General features: G+C 25.1%; 22 protein-coding genes. 8 read left to right on the top strand and 14 right to left on the bottom strand.

Features of this window, described 5'->3' with window-relative positions; all coding sequences use genetic code 11:
* The first annotated feature begins 14 nt into the window (after positions 1 to 14).
* From MJ2HA_RS03560 to MJ2HA_RS03550, 3 genes are read left to right on the top strand one after another with little or no spacing between them, the layout of a single operon-like run.
* Positions 15 to 359, top strand: coding sequence for a 50S ribosomal protein L35ae (locus MJ2HA_RS03560; protein WP_258393174.1), 345 nt, complete (start codon positions 15 to 17; stop codon positions 357 to 359).
* Complete coding sequence (locus MJ2HA_RS03555) at positions 352 to 1,023, top strand: metallophosphoesterase (RefSeq protein ID WP_258393173.1); 672 nt, start codon at positions 352 to 354, stop codon at positions 1,021 to 1,023. The genes MJ2HA_RS03560 and MJ2HA_RS03555 overlap by 8 nt, the downstream gene beginning before the upstream one ends.
* A gap of 16 nt (positions 1,024 to 1,039) precedes the next feature.
* Positions 1,040 to 2,194, top strand: coding sequence for a DEAD/DEAH box helicase (locus MJ2HA_RS03550; RefSeq protein ID WP_258393172.1), 1,155 nt, complete (start codon positions 1,040 to 1,042; stop codon positions 2,192 to 2,194).
* Here MJ2HA_RS03550 and MJ2HA_RS03545 read toward each other — a convergent pair whose 3' ends face one another.
* From MJ2HA_RS03545 to MJ2HA_RS03495, 11 genes are read right to left on the bottom strand one after another with little or no spacing between them, the layout of a single operon-like run.
* Entirely contained in the window at positions 2,195 to 2,770 is a 576-nt protein-coding gene (locus tag MJ2HA_RS03545; RefSeq protein WP_258393171.1) for a hypothetical protein, read from the bottom strand.
* A 23-nt stretch (positions 2,771 to 2,793) separates the two neighbouring features.
* Positions 2,794 to 4,125, bottom strand: a complete 1,332-nt coding sequence (locus tag MJ2HA_RS03540) for a hypothetical protein (RefSeq protein WP_258393170.1) — start codon at positions 4,123 to 4,125, stop codon at positions 2,794 to 2,796.
* A gap of 34 nt (positions 4,126 to 4,159) precedes the next feature.
* Positions 4,160 to 4,909 carry an exosome complex component gene (locus tag MJ2HA_RS03535; protein ID WP_258393169.1) on the bottom strand — a complete coding sequence of 250 codons (750 nt, stop codon included), beginning with the start codon at positions 4,907 to 4,909 and terminating at the stop codon, positions 4,160 to 4,162.
* Positions 4,909 to 5,511: a hypothetical protein gene (locus MJ2HA_RS03530; protein WP_258393168.1), complete on the bottom strand. Its 603-nt coding sequence runs from the start codon at positions 5,509 to 5,511 to the stop codon at positions 4,909 to 4,911. The genes MJ2HA_RS03535 and MJ2HA_RS03530 overlap by 1 nt, the downstream gene beginning before the upstream one ends.
* A gap of 1 nt (position 5,512) precedes the next feature.
* Positions 5,513 to 6,616 (bottom strand): CBS domain-containing protein, encoded by a 1,104-nt coding sequence (locus MJ2HA_RS03525; RefSeq protein WP_258393167.1) that lies wholly within the window; start codon positions 6,614 to 6,616, stop codon positions 5,513 to 5,515.
* A 29-nt stretch (positions 6,617 to 6,645) separates the two neighbouring features.
* Entirely contained in the window at positions 6,646 to 7,308 is a 663-nt protein-coding gene (locus MJ2HA_RS03520) for a hypothetical protein (protein WP_258393166.1), read from the bottom strand.
* 1 nt (position 7,309) lies between these two features.
* The gene (locus MJ2HA_RS03515) at positions 7,310 to 7,879 is read right to left on the bottom strand and encodes a hypothetical protein (protein ID WP_258393165.1); all 570 of its coding nucleotides are present in this window, start codon (positions 7,877 to 7,879) and stop codon (positions 7,310 to 7,312) included.
* Complete coding sequence (locus tag MJ2HA_RS03510; protein WP_258393164.1) at positions 7,879 to 8,457, bottom strand: hypothetical protein; 579 nt, start codon at positions 8,455 to 8,457, stop codon at positions 7,879 to 7,881. The genes MJ2HA_RS03515 and MJ2HA_RS03510 overlap by 1 nt, the downstream gene beginning before the upstream one ends.
* Positions 8,458 to 8,499: 42 nt before the next feature.
* Positions 8,500 to 8,706 carry a 4Fe-4S domain-containing protein gene (locus MJ2HA_RS03505; RefSeq protein ID WP_258393163.1) on the bottom strand — a complete coding sequence of 69 codons (207 nt, stop codon included), beginning with the start codon at positions 8,704 to 8,706 and terminating at the stop codon, positions 8,500 to 8,502.
* Positions 8,699 to 8,893, bottom strand: coding sequence for a ferredoxin (locus MJ2HA_RS03500; RefSeq protein WP_258393162.1), 195 nt, complete (start codon positions 8,891 to 8,893; stop codon positions 8,699 to 8,701). Before MJ2HA_RS03500 ends, MJ2HA_RS03505 begins: the two co-directional genes overlap by 8 nt.
* Entirely contained in the window at positions 8,890 to 9,093 is a 204-nt protein-coding gene (locus tag MJ2HA_RS03495; RefSeq protein WP_258393161.1) for a ferredoxin, read from the bottom strand. Before MJ2HA_RS03495 ends, MJ2HA_RS03500 begins: the two co-directional genes overlap by 4 nt.
* 68 nt (positions 9,094 to 9,161) lie before the next feature.
* Here MJ2HA_RS03495 and cas4 point away from each other — a divergent pair, with 68 nt between their 5' ends.
* The 3 genes from cas4 to MJ2HA_RS03480 are packed head-to-tail and all read left to right on the top strand — an operon-like array spanning position 9,162 to position 12,669.
* On the top strand, positions 9,162 to 9,974 hold the full coding sequence (gene cas4 / locus MJ2HA_RS03490) for a CRISPR-associated protein Cas4 (protein ID WP_258393160.1): 813 nt from the start codon (positions 9,162 to 9,164) through the stop codon (positions 9,972 to 9,974).
* Entirely contained in the window at positions 9,962 to 10,765 is an 804-nt protein-coding gene (locus MJ2HA_RS03485) for a CCDC25 family protein (protein ID WP_258393159.1), read from the top strand. Before cas4 ends, MJ2HA_RS03485 begins: the two co-directional genes overlap by 13 nt.
* Positions 10,766 to 10,770: 5 nt before the next feature.
* A complete protein-coding gene (locus tag MJ2HA_RS03480) occupies positions 10,771 to 12,669 on the top strand; it encodes a hypothetical protein (RefSeq protein WP_258393158.1) in 1,899 nt (632 codons plus the stop codon).
* A 157-nt stretch (positions 12,670 to 12,826) separates the two neighbouring features.
* Here the strand turns inward: MJ2HA_RS03480 and MJ2HA_RS03475 are convergent, their stop codons facing one another.
* From MJ2HA_RS03475 to MJ2HA_RS03465, 3 genes are read right to left on the bottom strand one after another with little or no spacing between them, the layout of a single operon-like run.
* Positions 12,827 to 13,351: a glutamine amidotransferase-related protein gene (locus MJ2HA_RS03475; RefSeq protein ID WP_258393157.1), complete on the bottom strand. Its 525-nt coding sequence runs from the start codon at positions 13,349 to 13,351 to the stop codon at positions 12,827 to 12,829.
* Positions 13,348 to 14,013: a diphthine--ammonia ligase gene (locus tag MJ2HA_RS03470; protein ID WP_258393156.1), complete on the bottom strand. Its 666-nt coding sequence runs from the start codon at positions 14,011 to 14,013 to the stop codon at positions 13,348 to 13,350. Before MJ2HA_RS03470 ends, MJ2HA_RS03475 begins: the two co-directional genes overlap by 4 nt.
* A complete protein-coding gene (locus MJ2HA_RS03465) occupies positions 14,010 to 14,600 on the bottom strand; it encodes a hypothetical protein (RefSeq protein ID WP_258393155.1) in 591 nt (196 codons plus the stop codon). The genes MJ2HA_RS03470 and MJ2HA_RS03465 overlap by 4 nt, the downstream gene beginning before the upstream one ends.
* 38 nt (positions 14,601 to 14,638) lie before the next feature.
* Here MJ2HA_RS03465 and MJ2HA_RS03460 point away from each other — a divergent pair, with 38 nt between their 5' ends.
* Together MJ2HA_RS03460 and MJ2HA_RS03455 are read left to right on the top strand one after the other, a co-directional pair.
* Entirely contained in the window at positions 14,639 to 14,815 is a 177-nt protein-coding gene (locus MJ2HA_RS03460) for a CDGSH iron-sulfur domain-containing protein (protein WP_258393154.1), read from the top strand.
* 157 nt (positions 14,816 to 14,972) lie between these two features.
* Positions 14,973 to 17,177, top strand: a complete 2,205-nt coding sequence (locus MJ2HA_RS03455; RefSeq protein ID WP_258393153.1) for an elongation factor EF-2 — start codon at positions 14,973 to 14,975, stop codon at positions 17,175 to 17,177.
* Positions 17,178 to 17,210 lie beyond the last annotated feature (33 nt).

The following is a 17,210-nucleotide window of genomic DNA, read 5'->3' as shown; positions in this document are numbered from 1 at the left end:
TAATTATTATTAAGATGAAGGGTATAATTATAAATTATAGAATGGGAAGACATAGAATATATCAAAATCATATAATTGTAAGATTTGAGGATATTAATGATAAATATAAAGCAAAGAATTTAATTGGTAAGAGAATTATTTGGGTAAGTTCTGGTAAAAAAATATTTCTAGGTAAAATTGTCGATATACATGGTAATAAAGGTCATGTAAGGGCCAGATTTAGAAAAGGATTACCAGGTCAGGCAATTGGCGATATTGTATTATTGTTGGAAGATAGAAGTAAATATGAGGAACTAAAGAATAAAATAAAAAACGCTGTAGATATAAATCAGATAAGATCAATAATAATTAATGCTTGAATTTACGAATACAGAAGGATTAATTTTTTATAAGAAGATTTTATGTATATCGGATTTACATTTAGGTATAGAAAAAGAATTATCTTTAAATGGAATATATATACCATCCCAATCGAAATATATATTTAGTAAAATAAAGAAAATATATGATAGATATAAACCAAAATATTTGATAATTGATGGAGATTTTAAGCATAATATTCCAAAAACTTCTTTACAGGAAATATCAGAAATACCTGACTTTGTAAATGAGTTATCTTATCTATTTAAAAAAATATATCTAGTTAAAGGAAATCATGATGGAGATTTGGAAGAACTAATTCCAGATATAAATAATGTGAAAGTAATTAAGGAATTAAGATATAAAAATATTGTTTTTACACATGGTCATTTAAAACCAAAATTAAAAGGAAAATATTATGTATTGGGACATCACCACTTTGCAAAAAGTATTAGAACCTCAATAGGTGAAGTAATATATGAAAAAGTTTTTGTTTTTGCTTATAAAAAAGATTATAATATAATATTTCTTCCTACTTTCTCTGATTTAACTGGAGTATATGATACAGGATCTTTTCAAACACCATTAGCGGATAGTATAGAAAGGTACGAAGTTTATACTCTTGATGGTATATTAATAGAAGAGAAAGAATTATATTCTTAATCAAATATATAAAATAATGAATAATGATATAAAATTAAGGAAAGAAATATTAGATTTATTCTATAAAAGATTTCCAGATTTTAATTCTATACAAAAATTAGCTATTCCAAAGATATTAGAGAATAAAAATGTATTAGTTGTTGCACCTACTGGAAGTGGAAAAAGTGAAGCCTCAATATTACCTATATTTTCTAAGATTTTAGATTTAAAAGATAAAGATCCTTATGATAAATTATATGGAATATATATTACTCCATTAAGAGCATTAAATAGAGATCTACTAGATAGAATAAAATGGTGGGGTGATAATCTTAATATAACTGTAGCTTTAAGACATGGTGATACAGAAAATAAAGATAGGAATAAATTGGCAAGAAAACCTCCAAATTTTTTAATTACAACTCCAGAAACATTTCAAATATTATTTATGGGTAAAAGATTAAGAGAACAATTGAAAACAGTAAAATTTGTTATAGTAGATGAATTACATGAATTATTAAATGAAAAGAGAGGAGTACAATTATCATTAGGATTAGAAAGACTAGTAAATTATTCAGGCGAATTTCAAAGAATAGGGTTATCTGCAACAATAGGAGATCTAGAAGAAGCTGCAAAATTTTTATTTGGATATAGAAATTATGATATATCATATTGGTATGCAGAGAAAAAATATAAAATAGATGTACTATATCCAAATATTGAAGAAGAAGATTATGAATTAGCAAGAAGGTATAATTGGAATCCAAAAATTGCATGGACATTAAGGAAAATGAAAGAAATAATAGATAATCATAAATCTGTGATAATATTTGTTAATACTAGAGAGGCTGCAGAGATGTTAGTATCTAGATTTAAAGTATGGATACCAAAATATCCTATAGAAATACATCATAGTTCCTTATCAAGAGAAGTTAGAGAGAGAAATGAAAGATTATTTAAAGAAGGAAAATTAAAAGCTATTATAGCTACATCCTCTTTAGAGATGGGTATAGATATAGGATCTGTAGATGCAATAGTACAATATAATTCTCCTAGGCAGGTATCCAGATTTTTACAAAGAGTTGGTAGAGCGGGTCATAGATTACATGAAGTATCTATTGGATATATATTAACTTCAGATCCAGATGATTATGCCGAAAGCTTAGCAATAAAAAAATTTATTTTTGAATAATCATATATAGCCTCTTGTAGATTTTATCTCGTTAAATATTTGAATTAATTCATTTCTTAATTTAATTATATCCTCTAGTTGTTTTTGAAAAAATTGTGGTATCTTATATATATTTTGATTGTTTATTTTCTCACCTTTTATTTTAAGGTTAGAATCTTTATATACATGGTCTAGTATTCCAGTTTTTTGAAAAACCGTAATATTATTTGACATAATTTTATTGTATTCGTCTATTGAGCTTAATATATCAGTAATTATAGGTTCTATATTTTCTTTAAAATATTTAATATAGTATGGTTTATAATCGGGTTTAATATCGTCTTTTTCCTTTTTTATTTCTTTTAATATTTTTACAACCTCTATAATCTTTTCTTTTTTCTTTTCTATTGCTTCATAGATAGTATTAGGACCATTTTTAGATCCATTTTTTATTAATTTCTTTAATATTTGTGCTCTATCTGGTAGATTTTCTATTCCTCCTTTTATAATAATATTTCCTTTATATAATTTTTCAATATCTTTTTTATATTTTTCAATATTATTTTCTATTTCTTTTTTTATATTATTTTTAATCATTAAAAGAAATTAAAATATATTATTTATTGACCTATTATATTTTCTAATTGACTCTTAATCTTAGCTAGTTCTCCTATTTTTTCAGATAAAGCGCTTATTTTAGCAATTATTTTATCATTATTTTGTCCTTGGAGATCTCTTCTATTCTTTATCTTGCTAATTTTTTCATATCCACTTTTAAGATCATTTATATTTAAATTTTTGTTAAGTTCTTCTTTGAGCTTTTCTATATTATTTATTATTTCATCTATCTTATTAATTATATTATTATATGATCTTAATTCATTTTTCATATTTTTTAATATACCTAATGTATTGAAATATCCTAATGATACTAATTTATTATACATTGCTTTTATATTATCGGCATTTTCTTTTTCAATGCCTTGTTTTACCTGGGATAACTGCCTTATATATTCTTTTAATCTGTTATAATATTGTCCAATAATTTCTTGAGTGTTTCTTTTTGGCATCGATTTATCACGTATTTGTTTTATAATATTAGCTTTTTCTTTTCCAGTTCCTTGTTTTATCCCAGATAAATCTCTTTTAATAATTTCTGGTTTTATCCCAGATAAATTTTTTTTAATAATTTCTTGTTTTTCTACTTTTGACATTTCTTTACTTAAATCTTCAAGATTTTTAATTATCTCATTTAATACAGATACTATAAGCCTTTGTATATCTAGATCTAAGGATTTTAGATCTATTTTTTTTCCTAAATTGATAACAGTCCTTTTATCATTATAATTATAAAATTTCTCTGGTATTTTATTTATACTTTTTAATTTACTTCCTATACTTTTTATAGATGCCCCCGCATCCTTTAAGCCACCATGATACAATATTTTAAATCCAAGTATTGCTATTACAGCTATAATTAATATAACAAAGATCATGTCAATAATTCCTATTTCTACGAACAATGTTAGTAATATGGGACCTATAAGATATATACTGAAAAATGAAAATATTGCCGCTATTACATAAGGTCCCCTTGATATTATACCTTCATTGCTCAATTCCTTTCCAAAGTTATCTAATATTCTGCTGAACATAATTTTTAATGTAACTAAATATATAGTAAAAAATAATAGAAATAGCATAGATGCAGCAATTATTGCGCCTATATAAGGATTTGAAGAATATATATTCATTTCTTGTGCAGCTGTTATATAAATTGGTGGAAATAAATTTGCTAAAGTATATGCGATACCGCCTGCTGCTTCTTGTGCAGCATTATATATTGAACTAGTGCTAATTACACTAGTATATATATTATTAGATCCTTGAGAAAAAATAAACTTTGATCCTATTATAGAAGATAAAGATAATATTATTTTTTTATTATCCATAAATCAATAAAATATTTTATAATTTATAAATTTATTACCTTATGTTGGTATCGGAAAAGTATTCTAATATCTTGTCTTTCATGAGGTTTTTTATATTTTTGCAAGACTTAATTCCTAGATTTATTGCATCTTTTAATTCATTATTATTTATTTCACCATCTAATTGGATTAACGAAATTTCATTTTTGTATGGTAAATATGCTATTGGTATATCTGTAGCTCTTCCTTCTCCATAAAATTCTATAAATTTCCTTTTTTCTTCTATATCCTTTAATTTTTCCGAATTATAGTCTTCTTCATCTTTATTTAGATCAACTAATATTTTTTGTCCAACCTTTCCTACAGCAACTGAACTAACCAAATCTCTCATTGGTATACCTGCTAAAGATAAAGCTAATGATACTGCATTAATACTCGCAGTTCTAGTACCAGCATTTGCATTTAATACTTCTATATATACATCTATTATGCTTCCTGGTAATTCTTCTAATAATAATGCAGGTTCTATTGCTCTTTTAATAACTTCAGATACTTCTATTTCTCTTCTACCTGGAGTTGGTTTTTTTCTTTCAGGTACAGAAAATGTAATCATATTATATTTTACTCTTAAAAATGCTCTATCATAATCTTTTGACATTTTAGACCCTCTAGGACCATACACGGCAGCCAATACTCTTGTTTCTCCAAAAGCAAATATTGCAGAACCTTTTGCATTTTCTATCGGATTTAATTCTATATATATATTTCTTAATTCATCTTCTTTTCTTCCGTCAAACCTTGACATTATATAATTTCATTTATCTTTTCTGTTAGGCCTTTTTTATATGAATTTTTCATAATAAATTTAATTACATTATAAGCTTTTATTATGTTTGCATAATCACCCGATAAGTATAATCTACCATTTTTTCCGGTTATAATTTTTATATTTAATTTTTCCTTTATCATATTTATCATTGAAGAGTTTTTACCTATTAGTCTTGGTAATTTTATCGGATCTATACTTATAATTAATCCATTATTTAGTTTTTTCCTATTTTTTAAGTTTAAATTAATCATCATGTTTTTAGTTATCTTTGTAATTTCTGTTAATATATAATCTCCATATGTATATATTTTATTATGGTCTATATCCTTTTGTACAACATTTTTTAATTGTAGGAATCCTAGGTATGGAGAATTTATATCTAGCAACCATCCATTGCTTAACACATCTATTACTTTTGATATAACTACATCTCCTATTTTTGGTATATAATATCCAAATATTTTATTATACTTTATATTATCATTTGATAATAATATATATTTAGAAAAAAACTCATCATTTATATCATAACTATATATATTTTTATTATTTAACTTATCTCCGGGTAATAATATCATTTTATATATATCTTATTATATCATCCTTAAACATTCTTTGCAGTAGATATTCTCTTTCATCTTTATGTTTATATTTTTCTGCTTCATTTGATAATATATGAAATATATCATTTATTGTTGAATAGAAATCATATCCATTATTTTGTACATAAAATCTTAACTTATCAGAAATTAATCTTGCTTTTATACTATAGAATATTTTTTTATCTTTTATATTTTCATTAATCTTTTTTACATGTATTATTATTTTTATATTTCCTAGTATATTACTGTATTTTTTATTAAACCTTTCATATTCATTTTTTATATATTTTTGATCTATTTCATCCAAATCTATACCACTTATTACTATATTATATTTTTTTTCTTTTTTATTTTGTAAGTATGCTATTAATATATCTTTTGCTGTTACTATACCATATAAATTATTTTTTTCATCCAATATAGGTACTGAAAATATTTTATTTTTTACTAATAATTCTATAATATTTTCTATACTATCTTTTTTGCTTGCAAATATTAGGTTATTTTTTATTATGGATTTTATCTTTATATCGAAGTCTTCATCTTTAGGTACCCTTATTTCTTCATTATTTTGTATTAACAATTTTCTTAATATATCAGATATGGTTAGAATACCTACAGGTTTATTTTCATTATTTATAACTATTAATCTAGAAATACCATTTTCTTTCATTATGTTTATTGCTTTATTTATATTGTCATTCTCATATATTGTATAAGCATTATTTTTTATATCTTCTATTTTTATATTCCTTAATGTGTTTTTATCATTATATATATTATTTAATAAATCAAAAATGTTCATAATTTCTATTTTATCACCTTTTTTTACTGGTATCAATCTTGTATTTGATCCTATCATCTTCTCTATTATATATGTAATATCCCCGTCTATTGGTTTTATTTTTATAATTAATTTATCTATTTTTGTATTTGGTTTATTTAAATATCTTAATGCTTTCTCATTTGATAATATACCTAGATATTTTCCTTTTTTATCTGTTATTATGATATCTTCTCCTCTGTATATATCTCCTACAATATTTTTTATTTCATGATCTCCAGTTATAAACTTTACCATAAAATTAATATATAATTAAAATTTTTATTTTATTTTTTTGATACTTCATCAAAAAATTGATAAGGAGCTTCACCAGCAGATATCAATAATAATTTTGGATTAATCTTTCTCTTATTGGGACTTTTATTTGGAGTCCTTACTAACCAACCAATTATTCCAAATAAAACTCCAAATATAATTATTAATGGTAATAGTCCTGTATTTATTAAGAATGAAAATATGGAGTACAGTATATTTGATGCTCCTGCACCGAATGATGTAAATGAGAATGATGATGCATACATAAATGCAAATAATACCAATAGTCCTAGTATACCAACCAAAGAATTATATGCAGAGTTTTTGTATTTATTATATAATCCTTTTTCTTCCTCTTTAGGTTGAAAACCTTGTGATATTGAGGCTAGTAAACCAATAATCATCAATATAAAGAACAATACTAAGAATTCAAAGAAGAAGAATGATATAAAGTCTTGAGTAAATATTACTGCGCCTAAATTATATAAATAATAAAAAGATAAGGCTATAGATATTATTGCATATAATCTCTCCTTATTTGGATTGTCTTTACCAAATAGGCCTGTTTTCCTTAATAGTCCATATAATAATGAAAATATTAATAAGAAAGGAGCTACTATTGTAAATATTCCATATTCTGAGAATAATAAATATATATATGATCCTAGATCCATTTTATTTACTCAATAATGGAATTACCTGTGTACCTTCTTCTTTTTTATCTTCCTTTTTACTTGGAGATACTAACCAAAATATAGTTATTCCTAATAAAACAAATATTATTAATATTGCTAATAATCCTGAATTAATTAAGTAGGATATTATATAATTTAGAGCTCCTGAAATAGAGCTTCCTCCTGCATTTGGAGTAAGTTCCAGCGCATTCAATGCTAGCCAGAGTATTATTCCTATCACCAAAAGTCCTAGTATTGCCCTAAAGAAGCCTGGAACCTTTTTATTACTTATACTTATTACCATTGCCAATAGGAAAAAACCCAATACTGCAACAGATGCATTTGGAATAAAAGATAATAACCATTGTATTAGGTTTTGATTTCCTATAGATAGTAGTGCAAATGATAATGCAAATAAGGCATTTAGTCTCCTACCAACTTCATCATCCGGACCTGTTTTTAATAGTCCAGCTAATTCTAAAACCATAAATACTATGGAAAATATTAATAAAAAAGGTAATATAACATCGAAAATCCCATATTGACTCAACAAAGAAGTAAAGTCTATCATTATTTACTATTATCCTTCTTTTCTTCTTTTGCCTTTGGAGTTCTTATTGTAAAGAATACAATTCCAAACATTATTAATAATATTACTATTGTTTCTATAAAGTTTATTATCTCTGGTGGTAATGAGTTGTTACTAATTGCTTTTCCTATAGACATTAAATAATTTACGAGTCCTAGTGAAAATATTAATACTATAGAAAATATTATAACAGCTATTATAACTAATAATCTTTTAGTATTCTTATCTAGGTCTATCTTTCCGTCTTTTGATACTAATGGAGATATAGCAATTAGTAAGAAGAATACAGTTAATATAAATAAAACTATATATGGAATCAATTGATTTAAGGATAATACAATATTTGCAGCTCCTACAACCAAAAAGCCAGTAGCTGCAGCAATCATGGATATTATACTCCTTACTGCTTTTCCAGAAGGATCATCTTTGAATGGATCTCCTATTATTTTATAATTAGATAATAATCCATACATTACAGCATAAACTAGTAAAAAAGGAACTATAATATTAAAGAATCCAATATTTGTTAATAATGTTATAAATATATTATAAAATACCATAATCTATAGAAATTTTTTATTATTTATTAATCTTTTTGTTTATCAAGAAATTTCTTCATAATATATAGCATTGACAGGACAAGCTTCAGAAGCTTTTTTTACATTATTTATCGATTTATCATCTGATATGAACCTGTTCTTGATTTTTATTCTATTATTGACTATATCAAAATCGTCTTTATCTATTAAATAGCATGCTAAACAATTTATACATTTATTATAATCTATATCTATAAAATATTTACTCATCCAAAAATATAGATCCTGTTGGACAGGCAATTTTAGAATCTCTGGCTTCTTCTATCAACTTTTCATCTTCTATCTCCTCTATTTTGTTTATTGATTTCCCATCTTTATCAAAATCAAAAATTTCTGGAGCTATGGCAATACATGTACCGCACCCTATACATGTATTTTTATCTACTCTAACTCTCACTCTAAGGATATTACTCCTGTTGGACAGGACTGTGCAGCATCTTTTACTTTTTCTGCTAGTTCAGGATCTTTATTTTCATCAACATTGTCCGATTTTAATGCAACCTTTCCATCATTGTCTAGATAGAATATTTCTGGACATGCTGCAACACAAGCTGCTGATCCTATACATAAATCTCTGTTTATCTTTATTTTTACCATTTCATATTATTTTCTACAGGTCTTTATAAATATTATATATTTATAAAAATAATATAATATATCATATTGTGGTATTAAATAATATATTTATTAGAGTAACAGATATTACTGATTATTATTTCTGTCCTAGAAAGGTTTATTTAAAAAGGGTTATGCATTATGAAGAAGAAAGTACAGAACAGAAGATTTTTGGATCTATTGTTCATTCTATATTTGATAGGATAAATGATAAAGAAAAAGATATAATATATAGTATAAAGGAAAATAAAGGTTATGAATATATATTAAATTTATATAATCAATTTACATATAAATTAATTGAGGATATTCTATTGGAATTTGATGAAGAAATTCAGAAATTGAAATTGGATAAGAATAAGATAAAGATAAAATCATATAATTATGTTAGTAAAGATATAGAAGAGAGGGCAAAAAATGTATATAATTTTATATTGGAGAGTGATTTATATGGTATAGAATTATGGGAAAATCTAGAACCAAAATTGGTTACAGAAATAGATGTTACATCATTAAAAAATAATATAATTGGTAGGGTAGATAGAATAGAGATATATAAAGATGAAATGATACCTTATGAAATAAAATCTGGATTTTATAGGAGAGAACATGTCACTCAGCTTTATGCATATTACTTATTATTAAAGGATGAGTATCCAAAGTATAAGATAAATAAAGGATACTTATTATATGCTAAAGATAATTATAAAAAAGAAATAGAGTTCACAAATAAAAAAGAAATAGAAAATATACTATATACCAAAGATAAGATATATAATATGATAGAAGAGAAAAAGGATCCTGGAAAGGTCTATAAAGATGCATGTAAAAAATGTTTATTCTATAATATATGTTGGAAATAAAAATTGATAGAAGGAAATCAATATATGAAAATATAAACGATATCTATAGTAGATTAAAAGTCTTAAAAGATAAGAAGAAAAAGATAGAGGAAATAATAAAGGATTATAATGAAAAATTAAATAATATTGAAGAAAACATAGTCATAGAGAAAAAGAAAGAAGAAAAGAAGAAAAACAGAAAATGGTATGAAAAATTCAGATGGACAAAAACTTCAAATGATTTTCTATTGATTGCCGGGAAAGATTCTATAACAAATGAAATAATAATAAATAAATATCTCGAAGATAATGATATTGTTTTTCATACAGAGATTACAGGTTCTCCTTTTGGTATTTTAAAAAATGGTAGAAAAGCCAGAGAAGAAGATATATATGAATCGGCAAAATTTGTGGCTTCATATTCTAGAGCCTGGAAAAATAAGTTTTCTTCAATAGATGTATACTATGTATATCCAGATCAGGTATCTAAGAAAGCACCATCTGGAGAGTATTTGAATAAAGGATCATTTATGATATATGGGAATAAAAATTATATAAAGAATGTTAAGCTAGAGATAGCTTTATCTTTTGATAACTACGAAATTTTTTCTGGAGTTCCAGAAGTAATAACAAAAAAATATCAAAATTATGCAATAGTGGTTCCTGGAAATAAAAAGCAACTAGATATAGCCAAGGAATTAAGTAAAATTTTTAAAATTGATCATAATGATATTATAATATACTTGCCCGGTGATAGTGATCTATACCTTTTAAAGGGTAGTAACGTTTATAAGTCTTTTTATAATAAATAATACTTATGAATAATCGACTAGTGACAACACTTAAGAAGCTTTCTTTTGTTTTAGGAGCATTAGGGATAGTAGGATTAGCAGTATATTCGCAGGAAATAATAATAGAACCACAGACGCAGACATTATTGGCAAATTCTATGAATAATATGACATTTATAGTAAAGTTATTAGGAGTGAATCAGGTACCAGTAGAATCATACCTATATTTTGATATATTTGCACCAAATGGACAATTAGTGTATCAATATTATGAGCCAGTAACTGTAGGAACAGGATTAAATATATATGATATATCTGTAAATCCTTTACAATTACAGCAGTTAGTTCAAGAATATTCTAATGGATACAATAATTTCACAGTAGAGGCAAATGTATCATTAATATATTCTAATGGAGTTGAAGATATAGCTACAGGTCAGGAAAGTTATAATATTACATTTGTACCATATAATTTTACATTATCGATGGTAAATTTACCAGAAGTAATATCATCAGTACAAGCATCTGAAAATGGATTAAATATACAGTCAGTATCTTATCTACAAAATATAGGGACAAATATACAATCAGCTACATTGACACTGACATTATATGGTCAAGATGGTAGTATTGTATATCAGACACAGGAAGATGTACAATTACAGCCGGGAGAGAATTTATTGACAATAAATGTTCCAAACTATGATCTACAAAATATATATGGACAACTATATGCAGAAGAACAATTAACTGTAGTATTGGATAATGGTCAGGTATTAAACCAAGTAGCAGAACAATCATTCTATATATCGAATAATGAAAATGGAGAAAATTTACAGGTATTATCAATATCGCCAAACTTTAATTCATTGCAATCATTAGGAAACTCAATATATGATATAAATTTATTATTACAGAATTCAGGATATCAAACTGTAAATGCAACAGTACAATTATTATTATATAATGAATATGGATATCTAGAATATAATTTAATGAATTCACAAGATGTACAACCAGGTCAACAATCTGAGATAACATTGCCATTAAATACAGAAGAATTAAGTCCAGGATATTACAATATAATATTATATTTATATCAAAATGGAGTTGTAGTAAATCAATATAATTATACTGTAGCAATAGATCAAAATTCAATAAATCCAGTTAATGTAATATCAGTAGAACCAAATACATATAATATACTACCAGGATCATATGTACAATTGCAAATACAATTACAAGATAGTTTGCCAATGGAAGTACAGGTAACCCCAATGATACAATCAGAAGAATTAAATATAAATCAGCAATTATCAACAATTACATTATCTCCAAATCAAGTAGAGCAATTGCCAGTGGTAATATATATACCAAATAATCTACAGGCAGGTTATTATCCATTAAATATTGTATTCTTGTATAATGGAGCACAAGAAGTATATCCATATAATATATATGTAAATGGATCAGTACCTGTATATACTCCAATATCAGCATCTTTAGAAGCATACCAACCATTATCAGTTGGTCAGAATACAACAATAGACCTGATACTAACAGCAAATACAACATCAATATATAATTTAATAATACAATCATATGCAGTAGGTGGAAAAGTATATCCAAAGGAAGAAAATGTACAAATAGGTGGAACATATTCAGAGACAATACCATTAAATGTAACAGCAGAATCTGGAAATGTAACAGTTTATGTAGATGTAATAAATGCAAATAATGGAGAGATATTATATTCATTAAATCAAACATATACTTCGACGGGAGAACAATTAATAACACCTACATATAATTTAGAATCGATAGTATTTTGGATATTAGTAGCAGTTGCGATAATAATAATAGCTGCAGTATTATTAGAATCAAGAGGAAGAGGTGGAAATAAGAAAGAGAAGATAGAAGAATAAATTTTTTATATTAAATTAATTTTGTTTTAATAATTATTAATATTTTTATCTGTAGCTACTCCTTTCATCATATATCAGACTGGGACATGGCATCTTCATTATGTACCCCCACCAACTCTACCTTTTCATAAATCTAAGGTTACCCTCGGTAGGGATATTATATATTATATAGAAATTTTAATATAATATATTTATTTAAAACTTCTGGATGAAATAATGTAAAATATATATTTTTGTAATTGTAAAATACGGGGATATTGTTTAGTTTTCCATATATATTAAATTTTTTATCTATTTGGGGTACCTTAGTTATTAAAAAATATGCTTCAAAATCTTTATCTGTAAAAATATTCTCATTTACTAGATTTATATTATATTTTCCAATTATTTCTTTATTTATTAATTTATAACCTAGTAATTTTGTTATAATTTGTGATCCAGAACATATTGCTAGTGTTTTTATATCTTTTTCTATTATAAACTTAAAATTATCTATATAATTTAAATAATCAAAATCCATTATCGCAGTTCCTGTAATTATTATTTTATCTACATTATTAGCTATTTTTTTATATGAAAATATTTTATATTTAATTTTATTTTCTTTCAATATATATAATATAGGTCTTAGAAATTCTCTTCTAGACAATTTATATTTATTTGTATATATTACCCCTATCATATCAGACTAGCTTTTTCTATAATATATTCGGCATAATTTTTTTCTATATTTATCCTATATTTTTCTATATTTATCCTTTTTTTAAATAGTGGTTGGTATAGTACTATTGTTTCATATTCCCCACCTTCTCCAGCTATATTTATTCCATATTTTTTATTATATTCTATTAGTTTATTTAATATATATGTATTGACTTTTTTTCCTAAAATATCTATATCTAATGGGTAAGAATACCATCCCGTAATTATAAATTCAAAATTATTTTTTATTAATTCTTTAATATATATTTTTTCGTTTATTAACCATATAGGATTAAAGCACCATAATTTTAAATCTTTACAAATTTTTTGAAATTTAGATCCTTGGTATGTGGATCTTATTGCACCAGTTACTAATCCATCAATATTATATTCTTTTTTTAGATATATTAAAGCTTCTTTTAATGTTTTTTCTTCTGATTCATTTACTTCTGCTCTATATATATCTATACTTAATGCTTTTGCCTGCAATAATGTTATTTTGTTATTTATATATTGATATAAATAACTTTCATTATTTTTTGGAATAATATTTAATAATACAGATACCTTGTAATATTTAGAAGTTATAAATAATGAATAATTAGAATCTTTCCCACCCGAATATAATACTGCCAGATTCATACAATAATCTTCTTTATATCATTTATATATAAGCTAATAATATAATATATTGAATTATTATCTATATTATTAATTATTATATCATTATTTGTTGAATATACATTATTATCATATTTAAGTATTACTATATTTCCTATAGATGAACTAGATATATAATCATTATTTTCTCCGATTATTATCGGATAGTTTATATTTATGTAATATGTAAAATTATTACAATAGTTGCATTTGACACAACCATTTGTAGTACATATAGTTGGACAGGCAATTGGTGAGCAGAAATTTGTTGTTATATTATATGATATATCTTCGTTGCAATATATTATATTTGTTGTATTTAAATAATTGTATGTAGGCATAGAAAAATTAACTGCAGAACTTATAGGATATATTATAAAATATCCATTTTTTATGGTTAGATTATAACATCCTTCATAATATAAATTTAATTTATATAATGTTAAATTATTATTATTTATTTTTATTGTAAGTTCTTGATTATACATATTATTTTGTAATATTAATATTATTGTAATTATTATAGATATTATACCAGATAATATTATTATATATTTTTTATTTATCATTAGAATAAATTTTTAAGGATATTATTTTAAATTTATAAATGGCAAGAGTTGTTATAAGAGGATTTGAAAATGGACCATATGAGGTAAATGTAGATGGAAAGGCTATATATCATTTATGTAGATGCGGGCATTCAGAGAATAAGCCGTATTGTGATGGTCATCATAAAAAGGTAGAGTTTAAGGCTCCTCCTTTCGAATTAGAAATAACAAAATAAATATCTTTTTTATGCAATTATAATAAATTTTTATATTTATAAAAATATGGCATTCTATTAGTAGATCTTATTTTATCTTTTTAAAATTTTATTATATCAAAAATGAAATTTTTAGATATAGGATCCTTTTTAAATTATTTTGAATAAAAAAATACTAATGGCGTCATTGACAGACAAAGTCTTGAAAGTCATGGATAATCCAAAGAATATTAGAAATATGGAAATAATAGCCCATATTCACCATGGTAAAACTACATTGACAGATTCTTTATTGGCCGGTGCAGGAATGTTAGCAGAAGAGCTTGCTGGTGAGGCAATGTTTACCTGGTGGCATGAAACAGAAAAACAGAGAGAAATGACAGTATATGGTGCTGCAGTATCTATGGTTCATGAATTTGAAAATCAAGACTATTTAATAAATTTAATAGATACACCAGGACATGTAGAATTTTCCGGACAAGTCACTAGAGCTGCTAGAGCGTCAGATGGTGCAATTGTTGTTGTAGATTTTGTAGATGGAATAATGCCTCAAACAGAATCTGTATTGAGAACTGCTTTAAAAGAATATGTAAAACCAGTATTATTTATAAATAAAGCTGATAGAGCAATAACTGAATTAAAATTAAGTCCGCAGCAAATAATGGAAAGAATTGGTAATATAGTTATAGAAGTAAATAGGTTGATAGAAAAGTATACTCCCCAAGAATTTAAAGGTAAATGGAATGTAAATGTGGTAGATGGTTCTGTAGCATTTGGGTCTGCAAAATTTCATTGGGCATTATCATTACCATATATGAAGAAAAATAATGTTTCGTTTAAAGATATAATAGATATATACACAAAATACGATAATGATAAGGAAAAATTAAGGGAAGAAATGAGAAAAAAAGCTCCTGTAGCAAAAGTAATTTTGGATATGGTTATAAATCATCTACCATCTCCAATAGAAGCTCAAAGATATAGAATCCCACATATATGGAAAGGTAATATAAATTCAGAAGTTGGTAAAGCTATGGAAAATACAGATCCAAATGGACCTTTAGTTATAAATGTTACAAATGTAATTATAGATAAGATATCTAAACAAGAAATTGCTACTGCTAGAATGTTTTCGGGAACATTAAACAAGGGAGATGATGTATATTTAATCCAGGCTGGAAGACCAGTGAAAATACAGCAAGTAGCAATATGGAAGGGTATACAAAGATTAAATGTAGATTCTGTTAAAGCTGGTAATATTATTGCTTTAGTTGGTATAAGAGGATTATATCCAGGTGAAACAATTGTAGCAAAAGTTCAAGATCCAAAATCAGTAGAAACATTTGAAGAATTAAAACATTGGTTAGATCCTGTAGTTACAAAATCATTTGAACCAAAAAATCCAAATGATTTACCAAAATTAATAGAAACATTAGAATTAATGAGAAGAGAAGATCCAACAATAAAGGTAGAACAAAAGAAAGATACAGGAGAGATATTGGTTTCAGGTTTAGGAGACTTACATTTACAAATATTAGAATATAGGGTTCAAAATGATTTTGGAATTCCTATAAATGTAAGTGAGCCAATAGTTGTATATAGAGAATCTGTATTAAAACAAACGCAGGTACATGAAGGTAAGTCTCCAAATAAACATAATAAAATATATTTCCAGATAGAACCTTTAGATCCAAATATATATGAAAAATTAAGAGAATATATAAGGGAAGGTAAGATAGAAGAAGGAAGAATAAAAAAAGAAGATTTATGGAAAGTATTTAATGAAATTGGTTTTGATAAAGAAGAAGCTAGAAGAATAATTATGGTACAAAATGGAAATGTATTGATAGATATGACTAGAGGTTTAGTACATTTACCAGAAGTAATAGAATATATTGTACAAGGATTTAAGGAAGTTATGGAACAAGGACCTTTAGCATGGGAGCCAACAATAATGATGAAAGTAAAATTAATTGATGCAGTATTACATGAAGATGCAATACATAGGGGTCCTGCTCAAATAATTCCTGCAGCTAAAGATTCAATAAAAGAAGCAATATTAGAACAACCTGCATTATTTGAACCATTACAAATTATAAGAATAGATACACCTCCAGAAACGGTAGGTGATGTTACATCATTATTACAATCTAGGAGAGGACAGGTATTAGAAATGGATGTTCAAGAAGAGAGATCTACTTTAAAAGCTAAGATACCTGTAGCAAATATGTTTGGATTTACTGATGAATTAAGGTCTACTACATCTGGTAAAGGAGTATGGTATTTAGAGGATCAATTATTTGAGAGAGTACCAAAAGACTTGCAACAACAAATAATAGATTCTATAAGGAAAAGAAAAGGAATTCCAGAAGGTGTTCACTAAATATTTATAAGATTTTTTTTTAATAAATTTTGA

This window comes from Nanobdella aerobiophila, from assembly GCF_023169545.1.
Classification (GTDB): Archaea; Nanobdellota; Nanobdellia; order Nanobdellales; family Nanobdellaceae; genus Nanobdella; species Nanobdella aerobiophila.
The sequence above is the reverse complement of the archived record's forward strand: the minus strand, read 5'-3'. Positions and strand labels throughout refer to the sequence as shown.